At 73.9% G+C, this 13,676-nt stretch carries 10 protein-coding genes and 1 pseudogene; 7 read left to right on the top strand and 4 right to left on the bottom strand.

Going from position 1 to position 13,676, the window contains the following annotated elements:
• Window positions 1-45: 45 nt before the first annotated feature.
• Window positions 46-387: pseudogene (locus tag AC0VYN_RS02360) on the top strand (hypothetical protein); the annotation flags it as partial.
• 8 nt (window positions 388-395) lie between these two features.
• Window positions 396-986, top strand: a complete 591-nt coding sequence (locus tag AC0VYN_RS02355; protein WP_475534573.1) for a hemerythrin domain-containing protein — start codon at window positions 396-398, stop codon at window positions 984-986.
• A 110-nt stretch (window positions 987-1,096) separates the two neighbouring features.
• Here AC0VYN_RS02355 and AC0VYN_RS02350 read toward each other — a convergent pair whose 3' ends face one another.
• The gene (locus AC0VYN_RS02350; RefSeq protein ID WP_475534572.1) at window positions 1,097-1,471 is read right to left on the bottom strand and encodes a hypothetical protein; all 375 of its coding nucleotides are present in this window, start codon (window positions 1,469-1,471) and stop codon (window positions 1,097-1,099) included.
• Complete coding sequence (gene ctaD, locus AC0VYN_RS02345; RefSeq protein WP_475534571.1) at window positions 1,468-3,180, bottom strand: aa3-type cytochrome oxidase subunit I; 1,713 nt, start codon at window positions 3,178-3,180, stop codon at window positions 1,468-1,470. Before ctaD ends, AC0VYN_RS02350 begins: the two co-directional genes overlap by 4 nt.
• 238 nt (window positions 3,181-3,418) lie before the next feature.
• On the opposite strand from ctaD, the gene AC0VYN_RS02340 reads away from it, so the two are divergent.
• The 4 genes from AC0VYN_RS02340 to AC0VYN_RS02325 all read left to right on the top strand — a co-directional run bounded on the left by AC0VYN_RS02340 (window position 3,419) and on the right by AC0VYN_RS02325 (window position 6,394).
• Entirely contained in the window at window positions 3,419-4,384 is a 966-nt protein-coding gene (locus AC0VYN_RS02340) for a Rieske (2Fe-2S) protein (protein ID WP_475534570.1), read from the top strand.
• Window positions 4,385-4,479: 95 nt separating this feature from the next.
• Window positions 4,480-4,881, top strand: a complete 402-nt coding sequence (locus tag AC0VYN_RS02335; protein ID WP_475534569.1) for a DUF6153 family protein — start codon at window positions 4,480-4,482, stop codon at window positions 4,879-4,881.
• Window positions 4,882-5,009: 128 nt separating this feature from the next.
• Window positions 5,010-5,666, top strand: coding sequence for a DUF305 domain-containing protein (locus tag AC0VYN_RS02330; protein ID WP_475534568.1), 657 nt, complete (start codon window positions 5,010-5,012; stop codon window positions 5,664-5,666).
• Between the two features lie 200 nt (window positions 5,667-5,866).
• Window positions 5,867-6,394, top strand: coding sequence for a DUF4396 domain-containing protein (locus tag AC0VYN_RS02325; protein WP_475534567.1), 528 nt, complete (start codon window positions 5,867-5,869; stop codon window positions 6,392-6,394).
• 92 nt (window positions 6,395-6,486) lie between these two features.
• On the opposite strand, the gene AC0VYN_RS02320 is transcribed toward AC0VYN_RS02325, so the two are convergent.
• Window positions 6,487-7,920: an MFS transporter gene (locus tag AC0VYN_RS02320; protein WP_475534566.1), complete on the bottom strand. Its 1,434-nt coding sequence runs from the start codon at window positions 7,918-7,920 to the stop codon at window positions 6,487-6,489.
• Between the two features lie 148 nt (window positions 7,921-8,068).
• Between AC0VYN_RS02320 and AC0VYN_RS02315 the strand changes: the two genes are divergently transcribed.
• Complete coding sequence (locus tag AC0VYN_RS02315) at window positions 8,069-8,716, top strand: TetR/AcrR family transcriptional regulator (protein ID WP_475534565.1); 648 nt, start codon at window positions 8,069-8,071, stop codon at window positions 8,714-8,716.
• On the opposite strand, the gene AC0VYN_RS02310 is transcribed toward AC0VYN_RS02315, so the two are convergent.
• A complete protein-coding gene (locus AC0VYN_RS02310; protein WP_475534564.1) occupies window positions 8,695-13,605 on the bottom strand; it encodes a DNA repair ATPase in 4,911 nt (1,636 codons plus the stop codon). The genes AC0VYN_RS02315 and AC0VYN_RS02310 overlap by 22 nt on opposite strands.
• Between the last annotated feature and the right edge of the window lie 71 nt (window positions 13,606-13,676).

The raw sequence follows: 13,676 nt of genomic DNA, 5'->3' as shown, positions 1-13,676 counted from the left end.
CCACGGGCCCGCCGGGTCCGCCACCGGTTTCCGGCCGGCCGATGAGTGGAGCTGGAGCACCTGCACGCCGCCTGCGACCTCATGCGCAGGCACGACGGCCGCGACCCCGCCTCGGTGCTGGCCCCCGAGCTGCCCAACGTGCTGACCTTCGAACCGAACAAGGCCTACCTGCGGGAGCTGTTGGACACGCAGATGGACCTCACGACGCTCGGCGCCGGCTACGTACGCGAGGCGCACGAGCGGTTCGCGAAGATGCAGGAGGACATCCACGGCGGCGAAGCTCCCCCGAGCGACCAGGTCATGACCGAGCATGACGCGATGTTCGGCCGCGAGTACCGCGTCCAGACGGAGGGCGAGCACCCCGACCCCGCGCAGCGCGAGAAGTAGGGAACGACATGTCCGAGCTGCACACCCCGCACGCCGGGGACGACAAGGCGCAGGACGACGACGTCGTCGCTCTGCTGATGCGCCAGCACGGCGACATCCGCAACCTCTTCGACGAGGTCGAGGCCGCCGGGGGCGAGGAGCGCCGCGACGCGTTCCGCCGCCTGGTGCGGCTGCTGGCCGTGCACGAGACCGCCGAGGAGGAGGTCGTCCACCCCTTCGCCCGACGCGCGCTCCCCGGCGGGGAGCAGGTCGTGGAGGAACGGCTCGCCGAGGAGAAGGCGGCCAAGGAGACCCTCGCCGCGCTCGACGACACCGACACCGACGACCCGAAGTTCATGCCCCAGCTGCTGAAGCTGCGCAAGGACGTGCAGGAGCACGCCCGGGCCGAGGAACGCTACGAGTTCACGCACATCCGGCGCAGCGCCGACGCGGCCGGCCTCGCCTCGATGGCCGCGGCGATCAAGGCCGCCGAGGCCATGGCACCCACCCGCCCTCACCCGGGCGTCGAGTCCGGGGCCGCGAACATGGTGCTCGGGCCGGTCGCCGCGCTCATGGCCCGCACCAAGGACGCCGTCCGCAAGGCCATGGGCAAGGACTGACTCCGTGGCGCCCGGCCGGGCCGGGCGCGCCGCCGTTTCGTTCCGGCGGCCGCGGAGACGCGGCCGCCGTCTCCCGTTCCTGCTGCCCTGGGGGCAGGCACCCCCTCGTTCTAGCGCAGCAACGTGCAGAGCGCGCCGCCGACGCCGGCCGTGCACGCCAGCATGCCCGACGCCCAGGCGGCGTGGCGCCTGAGCAGGCTGCGCCGCAGTTCGAGGTACCGGGCTTCGTACTCCCGGCGCAGCTCGTCGGCCCGCTGGACCGTCGCGACGAGCATCCGGCGGGTCAGGGCGACGCGGTGGCCGACGTAGTGGCGCGTGAGGTCCTCCGCCTGCGCGCTGGTCAGCCACGGGAGGCTGTCGCACAGGGCACGCGCCTCACGGCGTGCTTCCGTCCAGTGCCACCGCGCCAGCAGGAAACCCTCCGCCTCGTCCCCGACGGCCGTGGCGGCGTCGGCGTCCGGACGGCGGGCGTGACCGCTCGTCACGTCCGGTCGCCCTTGTGGCCTCCGGTGTCCAGGACGTCGCGCTGGCCGGTGTTCTCCGCCTGGTCGAGGCTCGCGAGCGCGGGGTGGTGCAGGTCGAAGGCGGGGGACTCGGACCGGATCCTCGGCAGGGTGACGAAGTTGTGGCGGGGTGGCGGGCACGAGGTGGCCCACTCCAGCGAACGCCCGTACCCCCAGGGGTCGTCGACCTCGATCCGTGTGCCGTACTGGGCCGTCCTCCAGACGTTGTAGAGGAAGGGCAGCGTGGACAGCCCGAGGAGGAAGGCGCCGATGGAGGAGACCGTGTTGAGGGCGGTGAAGCCGTCGGCGGCGAGGTAGTCGGCGTACCGGCGGGGCATGCCCTCGGCGCCCAGCCAGTGCTGGATCAGGAAAGTGGTGTGGAAGCCGACGAACAGCGTCCAGAAGTGGATCTTCTCCAGCCGGTGGTTCAGCATGGTGCCGGTCATCTTGGGCCACCAGAAGCTGAAGCCGCCGAACATCGCGAACACGATCGTGCCGAAGAGCACGTAGTGGAAGTGCGCCACGACAAAGTAGCTGTCGTGGACCTCCCAGTCCAGGGGCGGAGAGGCGAGCAGGACGCCGGTCAGCCCGCCGAAGAGGAAGGTGACCAGGAAGCCGACCGCCCACAGCATCGGCGGTTCGAAGGACAGGGACCCCCGCCACATCGTGCCGGTCCAGTTGAAGAACTTCACTCCGGTCGGCACGGCGATCAGGAAGCTCATGAAGGAGAAGAACGGCAGCAGCACGGCACCGGTGGCGAACATGTGGTGCGCCCAGACGGTCACGGACAGGCCGGTGATGGCGATGGTGGCGCCGATCAGGCTCGTGTAGCCGAAGATCGGCTTGCGCGAGAAGACCGGGAGGATCTCCGTCACCACCCCGAAGAACGGCAGGGCGAGGATGTAGACCTCGGGATGGCCGAAGAACCAGAACAGGTGCTGCCACAGGATCGGCCCGCCGTTCGCCGCGTCGAACACCTGCGCCCCGAACAGCCGGTCCGCCGCCAGCACCAGCAGGGCGGCCGCCAGCACGGGGAAGGCCAGCAGCACGAGCACCGAGGTGAGCAGGATGTTCCACGTGAAGATCGGCATCCGGAACATGGTCATGCCGGGGGCCCGCATCCCGATGATGGTGGTGATGAAGTTGACCGCCCCGAGGATGGTGCCGAAACCGGCCAGCGCCAGCCCCAGGATCCACAGGTTGGCGCCGAGGTAGGGGGCGCGCTCCGCCCCGCTGAGCGGCGGATAGGCGGTCCAGCCGAAGTCGGCGGCGCCCTGGGGAGTGAGGAAGCCGCTCAGCACGATGAGCCCGCCGAAGAGGAACAGCCAGTACGAGAACATGTTCAGCCGCGGGAACGCGACGTCGGGGGAGCCGATCTGCAACGGCATGATCGCGTTGGCGAACCCGGCGAAGGTCGGGGTGGCGAAGAGCAGCAGCATGATCGTGCCGTGCATCGTGAAGGACTGGTTGTACTGCTCCGGCGACACGATCTGCAGACCCGGCCGGGCCAGCTCCGCCCGCATCACCATCGCCAGCGCTCCGCCGATCAGGAAGAAGCCGAACGACGTGATCAGGTAGAGGTGGCCGATCTTCTTGTGGTCGGTCGTGGTCAGCCAGGTGACCACGACGTGGCCCCGCCCCTGCCGCTCGGGCGTGGGGACGGGAGCCACCGGCTCGGTGTGGGTCGCCATTAGGTTCCTCACTCGGCAGCGGCACGGACAGGCACAGGAGCGACGATTCACGTCCCGGCGGTAATGAATCGGGTGATATCGCAGCCCTCGTGGAAAATAGCCGTCCTCCGCGAACGTCCGCGCCCGCAGGCGGCGGGGCCCGGGCCGAACGGCCCCGTATTCCAGCCGCACGGGTGAGGACACCGCCCCGTGTCCGGGTCCGCCGTTTGTCCTTCGCGTCCGGGGGGACCCTGCGCCCATGAGGAAAAGGTCAGACCACCCCATCACCGGACAGAACCGCATGTTGTCGCTGCTGGAAGCCCTGGAGCGCGATTCCAGGGCGGACGGGGTGATCGACGTGCTGACCAGACGCGTGCGGGCCCTGCCGCTCGGCCGGGCGCGGGACGCGCTGCACGGCAAGCCGCTCGGCCATCCCGCGCACCCGCTGATGGTGCAGGTGCCGATCGGCAGCTGGATGTCGGCCGCGGTCATGGACCTGTGGCCCGGCCGTTCCCGGGAGGCCGGGGCCCTGGTGGGCGTCGGACTGGCGGCGGCCGCTCCGGCCGCGCTGGCGGGCGCGGTCGACTGGGCCGAACTCCGTCGTGAGCAGACCCGGGTGGGGCTGGTGCACGCCGTGGCCAACGTGACGGCCGTGGGCCTGTACGGCGCCTCGCTCTTCTGCCGCCTCACCGGACGGGCCGGTGCGGGGCGGACGTACGGCTTCCTCGGGCTGACGGCGGTCGGCGTGGGAGGCATGCTCGGCGGCCACCTGGCCTACCACCAGGCCGCCGGCGCCAACCACGCCGAGGAGGTCCCGCACGTCGTCAGGGAGGGCTGGCACCGGATCGGCGGCGTGGACGAGTTCCCCGCCGGCCGAGCCGTGCGGCGGACCGTGGACGATGTGCCGGTCCTGGTGGTGCGCGAGGACGGCGGCACCGTCCACGCGCTGGCCGAGCGGTGCAGCCATCTGGCTGGGCCGCTGTCCGAGGGCAAGGTCGCCGACGGCTGTGTCGAGTGCCCCTGGCACGGCAGCGTCTTCCGGCTCTCGGACGGCTGGAACGTACGCGGCCCCGCCACCGCCCCCCAGCCCGCCTTCGACACGCGCGTCGTCGACGGACACGTGGAGATCAGCCTCCGCGATCCGGACCGGACACCGGCCGGCACCGAGGCGGACGGGGCGCCGGCGCGCGCGGAGGAGAAGCGACTGCACGGGCACGGCGCCTGACGGCCGCTTCGGTTCCCCCGCCCCGGTTCCTGTCTTCGCGCCACCGCCGCACGGGTCGGCGTGCCGCCGCGGTGCAGCGTCCCTACGATGGGCGGGTGACCAGTAGCGCCCGAACACGCAGCCGCCCGGCCGGGCGGCTGTTCGTGCTGCTGGTGATGGCGGTGCTGGCCGGTGTGCTCGGCATGCACGGCCTGGCCCCCGGAGCGACCCCCGCCGCGCACGCGGACGCCGCCCACGCGACGATGCCGGCCGCGGCGGAGGGCATGCCCCACGCGGGCGGGGCCTGCGCACACACGGACGGTGGATCGAGTCACCTCGACCACGCCGACGGGACGTGCGCGGCCGCCGGCATCGGATCGGCCTACGCGCCGCCCGCGCTGACCGGCGCCCCGCTGGACGGGGCCCCGGCTGCCGCGCCGGCGACGGTCCCCAAGGGATCGTCCCGGGACGGACGCGCACCGCCCGACCTCTCCGAGCTCCAGCTCCTGCGGATATAGAGCGGCCCGCCCGGCACCACGCTCCCGGTGATCCCCCGCGATCCCGGTGGGGAGTGCCGTGCCTTCGCACGCCCTCATCCGTTCCACCGCGCGCCGCTGACCCGCGCGCGGGAAGGAGTCGCACCACCATGATCCGCACACGTTCCCTCGTCCGCCGCTGTGCCGCCCTCGCCGCCGCCGGTGCGGCGACGCTCGTCCTGGCCGCCTGCGGCGGTGCCGGTGACGACGGCACCCCGGCCGGACACGGCGGCCACAACGCCGCCTCGCCCTCCGCGCCGTCCTCCGCCTCCGCCCCGCAGGGGCAGCACAACGCCGCCGACGTGGCGTTCGCGAAGGGCATGATCCCCCACCACCGCCAGGCCGTCGCGATGGCCGGCCTCGCGCCGGACCGGGCTCGGTCCGCCGAGGTGAAGCAGCTCGCCGAGGACATCAGGAAGGCCCAGGACCCGGAGATCAGGACCCTGTCCGGCTGGCTCACCTCCTGGGGCGAGGAGGTGCCCGCCGAGGGCGCCACGGACCACTCCATGCACGGCATGGACGGCACGGGAGGCATGGGCGGCATGATGACCGCCCAGGACATGACCGAGTTGGAGAACGCCTCGGGGAAGGCGTTCGACACCGCCTTCCTGGAGATGATGGTCGAGCACCACGAGGGCGCGGTCGAGATGGCCAGGACCGAGCAGGCCGACGGCGCCCACGGGCCCGCCCGGGCGATGGCCGGAGAGATCATCACCTCGCAGAGCGCGGAGATCGAGCGGATGAACAGCCTGCTCGGCAAGGACTGACCGCCCTTCCTCACCGCGGGGCGGGTGCCGTCGGCGCCCGCCCCGTCCCCTCTTCCTCCACCCGGCCGGCCGGGTGGACGGTTCCCCTGACTCCTCCCGACTCCCCCGGACTGTTGGGCATATACCCCCAGGGGGTATATGCTCCTGAGTCGTGAGGGGTCGTCGGCCGGCCCGTCACGACTTCGATTGGGGACGCAGTCATGGACCACAGCACGCACCACTCCGGCGCCGCGCACGACCACACCGCTCCCGCGGGCGGCCACGGCGAGCACCACGACGGGCACGGGCACGGGCCGGCCTCGTGGGCGATGGCCGCAAAGGCGACGCTGCACTGCCTGACCGGGTGCGCCATCGGCGAGATCCTCGGGATGGTGATCGGTACCGCCCTGATGTGGGGCAACGTCCCGACGATGATCCTCGCCATCGCGCTCGCGTTCCTCTTCGGCTACTCGTTCACGCTCTTCGCGGTACGCCGGGCCGGACTGGACCTCAGGGCCGCGATCAAGGTCGCCCTGGCCGCCGACACGGTGTCCATCGCGGTGATGGAGCTGGTCGACAACGGGATCATCGCCCTCGTGCCGGGTGCGATGGACGCACACCTGTCGGACGGGCTGTTCTGGTACGCGCTGCTCGGCGGACTCGCCATCGCGTTCGTCCTCACCACGCCGGTCAACAAGTGGATGATCGGCCGCGGCAAGGGCCACGCCGTCGTCCACGCCTACCACTGACCGCACCGTCTCCGGCCCGGGCGGCCCCTCGATCGCCGAGGGGCCGCCCGGCGTCCGCGTCGTACGGCCGTCCGCGCCGCACGGCCGCCGGGTCAGTGGCCGTGCGGTCCGGCCGTCGTCCGGGGCCTGCCCCGGGGCACGAGGGACAGGGCCACCACCGCACCGACGGCCGCCACGACCGCGCACAGCGCGAACGCGTCGGCGAATCCGCCGGCGGACCCCCGTTCGAGGCCGGCGGCCGCGACCGTGGAGACGACCGCCACGCCGACCGAGCCGCCCACCTCGTGGAAGGTGTTGACGACACCCGACGCCAGCCCCGCCTCCCGGTGGTCGACCATGGCGAGCGCCGTGGTGGTCGCGGTGACGAAGACCGCGCCGAGGCCGAGGGCGGCTACGGCGAAGCCGGGCAGCAGCGCGGCGTACACGCCGCCCGTCTCCGACAGCCGGGCCAGCGGCACGGTCCCCGCGGCGGCGACCGCCAGCCCGCCGACGGCGACGGCCCGGCTGCCGACGACGCCGACCAGGCGGGAGCCGAGGTGCGCGCCGACGCCGGTGGCGACGGCCACCGGCAGGAAGACCAGGCCGGTCCGCAACGGGCCGAAGCCGCGCACGTGCTGAAGGTGGGCCGAGCCGAGGAAGAAGTAGGAGATCAGCAGGCCGGTGGCCACGAGCATCAGGAAAGCCCCGGCGAGGACGGGACGGCGGGCGAACGTGCCGAGGTCCATCAGCGGGGTCCGGCTCGCCCGCTCGACGGCGGCGAACGACGCGTAGAGCACCGCGGCGCCCGCCAGCGGCAGCAGGGCCGAAGGACTCCCCCATCCCGAGTCGCCCGCCTCCACGAGCCCGTGGATCAGCGCCCCGGTGCCCGTGGTGACCAGCAGCGCCCCGGGCACGTCGAGCCCGGTCGGCCGCGGGGCGCGGGCCGCCACGGCGAAGGGGACGGCGGCGAGCACGGCCAGGCCCACGGGCACGTTGACGTAGAAGACCCACTGCCAGCCGGGCCCGCCGGTCAGCGCCCCGCCGACGAGGACCCCGGCCGCGGCACCCGACCCGCCCAGGGCCGCCCACACGCCGAGGGCCTTGTGGCGTTCCCGGCCGTGGAAGGTGGTCGTGACGACGGAGAGCGCGGCCGGTGAGAGCAGGGCCGCGCCGACCCCCTGGGCGACGCGGCCGGCCAGCAGCGTCGCGGCACCGCCGGCCAGACCGCAGACCAGCGAGGCCGCCGTGAAGAGCGCGAGCCCGGTGAGCAGGGTCCGGCGCGCGCCCAGGGCGTCGGCGAGACGTCCGCCCAGCAGCATGAGACCGCCGAAGCAGAGGGTGTAGGAGGTGACGACCCAGGTCAGCGCCGAGCGGCCGAGGTGGAGGTCGGCCGCCATGCCGGGCAGCGCGACGTTCACGACGGTGACGTCGAGGATCAGCATGAACTGGGCCAGGCAGACCAGGGCCAGCGCGGCCCAGCGGCGGGGGTCGGCGGCCGGGTCGGTGCGGACGGGCGCGGGTGACATGTCGGGCGGCGAGTGGGCCATGGCGTGTCCTTCCGGGGCGGCGGTCATGCGGCAGGGCGGCGAGCGCCGGGAGCAACGGTCCACGCGACGCCGGACACCTGAACTGAACTGTACGGAACAGTTCAACTGAACTCAACTGTTCAGTACAGACGGGTGCTAGGCTCGGCACATGGACACGGAAGGGACCAGACGGCCACCGAGCGGGGCGCGTGCGGCGCTCAAGCGGCAGGCCATCGTGCGAGCCGCCCGTGAGCTCTTCCTGCGGGAGGGCTTCGGCGTCGGCATGGACGCCATCGCCGCCGCGGCGGGCGTGTCCAAGGTGACCGTCTACAACCACTTCGGCAGCAAGGAAGCCCTCTTCACCGCCGTGATCGCCGGTGCCGTGGACGAATCCCTCACCGGAGAGCCGGCGGCCGCTCTCACGCACCTGGCCGAGGCCGACGATCTCCGCCCGACCCTGCTGGACGCCGCCCGCGGCTGGGTCCGGTCGGTCCGCGCCGACGACGACGTGACGGCGCTGCGCAACCTCGTCGCCGCGGAGGCGCACCGCTTCCCCGAGCTGGGCCGCGCCTGGCAGCGCCACGGGCCCGAGGGCCACCACCCGGCCGTCGCCCAGGCCCTGCGCACCCTCGCCGACCGGGGCCGCCTGGTCGTCCCCGACCTGGACACGGCCGTCCTCCAGCTCTACGCGCTGCTGATCTTCCCCCACATCGTCTTCGGCTCGTACGGCACGCACATCGACGACGCCCTCACCGACCGTCTGATCGTCAGTGGCGTCGACATGTTCCTGGGTTACTACAGCCCCCGGCCCGCCTGACGGGCGCGGTCGATCGCCGACTCGACGGCGCCGATCCGGTCGGCGAGCAGGCCGAGGGCGGCCACGGCCCGGGTCAGCGGGTCGTCCTCCGGGCCGCCGAGTGCCCGACCGCGCACGTGTGCGGCCTTCACCTCGGCCCAGCGCTCCGCCCGCGCGGCGTCGAGCGTCCCGCGCAGTTCGGCCAGCTTGAGGAGGTTCGCCTCGGCTCCCGTGGTGAGGGTCTGCGCCTCGGCCCGGTAGTGGTCCTCGATCAGCGCCGACAGCTCCTCGTCGTTCATGACCGGCTGGATGCGCTGGGCGATCTTGCGCATGTTGCGGTACGAACCCTGAAGCCGGAAGGGCGGCTCCGTCCGGGCCTCGTCCGTCCGGGCGGCGGAGGCGATGTACGCGGCGTTCACGGCGAGGACCGTGTCGCGTGCCGTGAGCAGGTGGCGCAGCACGGCCAGGACGCGTTCCAGTTCGGCCGGCGCGTAGGGGTGGAGGAGCCGGTCCACGCGGGCCGTGCCGTCGCCCTCGGCCAGGCGGATCAGCAGGTCGAGGTCGGCGCGGTCGCGGCCGGCGAGCGGGGCGAGGACCGGGTTGGCCGTCAGGGCGTTCTCGACGAAGCTCAGCGCGAAGACGTGCTCCTTGCCGGTGAGGACGTCGCCGAGGTTCCAGACGTCGGCGCGGTTGGCGAGCATGTCGGGGACCCGGAAGCGGCTGCCGGACTCGGTGTACGGGTTGCCGGCCATGCACACGGCGAAGCGCTTGCCGCGCAGGTCGTAGGTGTGCGGTTCGCCGTTCCGCACGCCGTCGACACGGCGGGTGGCGTCGCACAGCGGGATGAACCTCTGGAGGAGCTCGGGCGAGGTGTGCTGGATGTCGTCCAGGTACAGCAGGGTGTTGCTGCCCGCCTCCAGCGCGAAGTTGATCTTCTCGATCTCCTGGCGGGCGGTGGCGTCGGGCGCCTCGGCGGGGTCGAGCGAGGTCACCGCGTGGCCCAGCGCCGGACCGCTGATCTTCACCAGCATCAGGCCGAGGCGCTCGGCGACGTACTCCACGAGCGTGGTCTTGCCGTAGCCGGGCGGGGAGACGAGCAGGAGGAGCCCGCCGCCGGTGGTGCGGTGCGCGGAGTCGGCGGTGCCGAGCTGCTTGGCGAGGCTGTCGCCGATCAGCGGGAGGTACACCTCGTCGATGAGCCGGTTGCGGACGAAGGCCGGCAGCACGCGCGGACGGTACTCGTCCAGGCGCAGCCGGGCGCGCTCGGCGGCCAGCAGGGTGCCGCGGTGGTGCTGGTAGGCGCGGTGGCCGGGCACGTCGTGGGCGCGGAACGCGCGGGTGCGGGCGAGGAGTTCGTCGACGCGCACGGTGAGGGTGCCGTCGGTGACGCGCGGGTGCGTGCCGAGCAGGCCGCGCACGGTCTCGGTGAGCGGGGCGTCGTACGGGTAGCGCGGCAGGTCCGGGCAGAGCTCGGCGGCCACCGCCTCGGCCAGGTCGCCCGGCGTGGTCTCGGTGCCCGTGGACTCCGTGTACGCGGTGAGCCAGGCCTCGACCAGCTGGCGGCGCGCGGCCAGGTCATCGAGGGCGGCGATGTCCTCGTCGTAGGCCGGACCGCCCACCGTGCGGCGGAACTTGTCCAGCAGCGTGCGGGTGCCCGCGCCCAGGACGAAGCCCTCGGGACCGCTCGTCAGCTCCTCGAAGAGGTACGCCGCGGCGGCCTCCGCCGTCTCCTCCGTCTCCCCGGACCGGGCGGTGACGGCCCGCGCCAGCTCCTGCCGCAGCTCGGCGATGGCGGGTGCGAGCCCGAAGGTGTCCCGGGCGCGGGCCAGCGAGACCGCGCGCCGCCGCCAGTCCTGCCGGGCCCCGTCCGTCGTGCCGTGCGCCCAGAACAGCTGGGCGGCGGCCCGCGCGGCGGGCTCGTGGCGCAGCGGGCCCGCGCCGTCGTGCAGGCGCAGCAGGGCGGTGAGGATGAGGGTGGCGTCGTGGTCGTGGACGCCCCGCTCGTAGCCCTCGTCGTACGCCTCCTGGGCCGCGCCCCGCACCAGGGCCGGCAGGTCGCCGGTCTCGGCGAGGGCGGCCGGGCCGTGTGCGTCGAGCAGGCGGGCGGCGAGGTGTTCGGCGCGGTAGACCCCGGGCGACTCGGACGGCAGCAGCCGGTCCCAGTAGGGGCGGGTGGCCGCGAAGTCCGGGTCGGTGACCGGTGAGCGGTAGTCGGTGCCGGTCACGGCGAGGGCCAGGCCGTCGCCGTGCGGGACCAGGGTCAGGTCGAGGGACTGGGTGCCGACGGCGAAGCGGTGGTTGCCCAGGCGCAGGGTGCGTCCGCCGTCGGCATAGAGGTCGGTGCGGTCGCGCAGGGCGCGGGACGCCTCCTGGCGGGCGGCCTCCAGGCGGCCGTCGAGTTCCTCCGCGCGCACCGGGTCGCCCAGTTCGCGCAGTTCCGCGGCGGTGCGGCGGACCTTGGCGGGCATCGGGTCGGAGGCGAAGTACGTGGTGACGGCGTCCGCGTCGGCGAGCGCCGCGGCCCGGCGCACGACCGTCCGCAGCACGCGGGCGGCCGAGTCCGCCAGGCGTTCGGCGCGGCGGGCGCGGGCGTCGGCGAGGGACTGCTTGCGGGCGGAGAGCGCCTCGTGGATCTCGTCGCGCTTGTCCGCCAGTTCGCCGAGGAAGTCGTCGAACTCGGCGAACCGGGACTCCAGGTTCTCCACCTGGACCAGCAGGCGGGCGAGCTGCTCGTCGCAACGCTCGGGGCTGTCGGCCACCGCCAGCGCACCGGTGACCGTCTGGCCGAGCAGCGCGAACTCGGCGGCGAATCCCGCGCGGCCCTCCTGGTCGAGCAGGGCGCGGCGGCGGGCGCCCAGGACGGCGCGGGCGCGGTTGACCCCGGCGAGCGCCTCGGCGACGCGCTCCAGGATGGCGGTACGGACGGTGGCGTCGCCGATGTCGAGCCCGGCGACGATCTCGGTCACCGTGCCGAGCTGCCCGGCGAGCTCGTCGAGGCGGCCGGCGAGCGGCTCGGCCTCGGCGGCGGTGCCGATCCCTCCGGCGTCCGCGACGAGCCGCTCGACGTCCGCGTGGTGCTCGGCGAAGGCGTCCTCGCGGGCCAGGTGGGTGACGGCCCGCTGGCCGAAGGCGGCCAGGTCGGCTTCGGCGCCGGCGGCGAGGTCGTCGATGCGGGCGGTGTCCGCGTACCGCATGTCCTTCAGGGTCAGCAGGTGCCCCTGGGCGCGGCGCAGTTCGGCCAGCCCGGTCACCCAGGCGGCGGCCCCGCGCGGTGCCTCGCCGCGCAGCCGGCGCACGACGGCGGCGAGCCGGTCGGCGGCCTCCTCCAGCGCGTCGTCCGCCCGCGCGGTCAGGGCCCGCACGTTCTCGAACTCGGCGAGCACCTGCCGCGCGGTGTCCCGCACCTGCTCCAACGGGCCGGCCAGGTCGCCGGCCTCGGGGTCGCCCAGCCAGTGGTGGGCGTCGGCCGCCCGGACGCAGGCGGCGGCGAGCTCGGCGTACACCTCGCCGGTCGGCGTGGTGCCGGTGGCGGCACGGACCACGGACAGGCAGTCGGAGAGGCCCCGGACGAGGTCGGCGTTGCCGATGCGGGCCAGCGGACCGCTGCCCGCCGGCCGGGCCGCCGCGTACGTGTCGGAGACGTACGGGGAGGTCCACCGCTGCACCGGGTGCACCCGGGCCGGCTCGCCGCCGTCCTCGGTGCGCAGCAGGGTGAGCGTGCCGTCGTCGAACAGCGCCCAGCCGCGGCAGGACAGCGGGGTCGCCGCCTCCTTGCGGATCAGGTTGTACGGCAGCAGCAGGCTGCGGCCGTGCGCGGGGGCGTGGAAGGCGTACAGCACGTCCTCGCCGTTGGGCGCGCGCAGCTCGCGCTCGAACTCGAGCCCGGCCGTGTCGAGTTCGTACGTGCGGTGGGTGCCGGCGGCCAGGTAGTGGCCGCCGGGGAAGATGATGCCCTGGTCGTCGGGGAGGCGCCGGCAGGCCTGCCCGATGCCGTCGAGGCGGACCACCGTCCTGGTGAGGGTGTTGAACACCAGGTACCGGTCGGTCTCCTCCTTGTAGGGGCGTACGCGCAGCAGGATCAGCGCGCCGACGCGCGCGTGGGCGATGTCCGCGTCGGCGAGGGCCTGGAGCGGTTCGGCGACCGGCTCGCCGTGGATGCCCCGCTCGGTCCCGGTGTCGTTCTCCACCTTGACGGTGAGCGTGCCGCCGACGGCCGAGACGAAGACCTCGCCCCCGACGGAGACGTGCGGGTGGCGGCCGAGGACGTGGTCCTCGCGGGTCGTCCGGGTCCAGGTGAAGTCGTGGGCGGGCGGCAGGACGTGGTCGCGGTCGCCGCGCGCGTCCAGGAACGACGCCCGTCCGTCGTCGGTGAGGGCCCAGCGCAGGACGCGGATGTCGTCGGCCTTCTCGCCGGTGCGGAACACGGCGAGCAGCCTGCCGTCGACGCGGCGCAGCCGCAGCAGGGTGGCCTCGCGGTAGTAGCGGTACAGGGCCGCGAACTCCCGGACGAAGGCCGGGTCGTCGAGCAGGCCCGGCACGGCGTCCTCGGGCAGCCGGTTCAGATCCCGGTCGTGCAGCGCGAGGACGTCGCCCACGGCGGTCTCGGTCCGGGTCGCGAAGGCCGTGTTGTACCCGAACAGCAGCGTCCCGCCGACGGCGACGACGTCCCGGGGGACGCAGGGCCGCTCGGTCCGCAGCCGCTCGGTGCCGGCGAGTTCCAGTCCGGCCGAGCCGAACTCCTGGATCCGGCGGAGGTTCAGCGCCTCGGCCCGCCGGGCCAGTTCGGCGGCCTGCGCGGTGAGCCGGTCCCGGAGCACCTCGTAGGTGCCGGTGTCCAGCGCTTCCTGCGGCCCGTCGTGGAGGCCGCTGTCCGGTGTCGCGTGCGCGCTGGTGTCCGCCCCGGTTGCCATGGGGCTCCTTTCCGCGAGTGGGCTCCCCGGCCGCCGCCGCTGTGCGGCGGCGGCCGGGGGGACTACGTGGT

This window comes from Streptomyces sp. 63XJN7_1_ISO-PGPR-S23-121, assembly GCF_056173025.1.
This window is presented reverse-complemented; position numbering and strand designations above follow the sequence as displayed.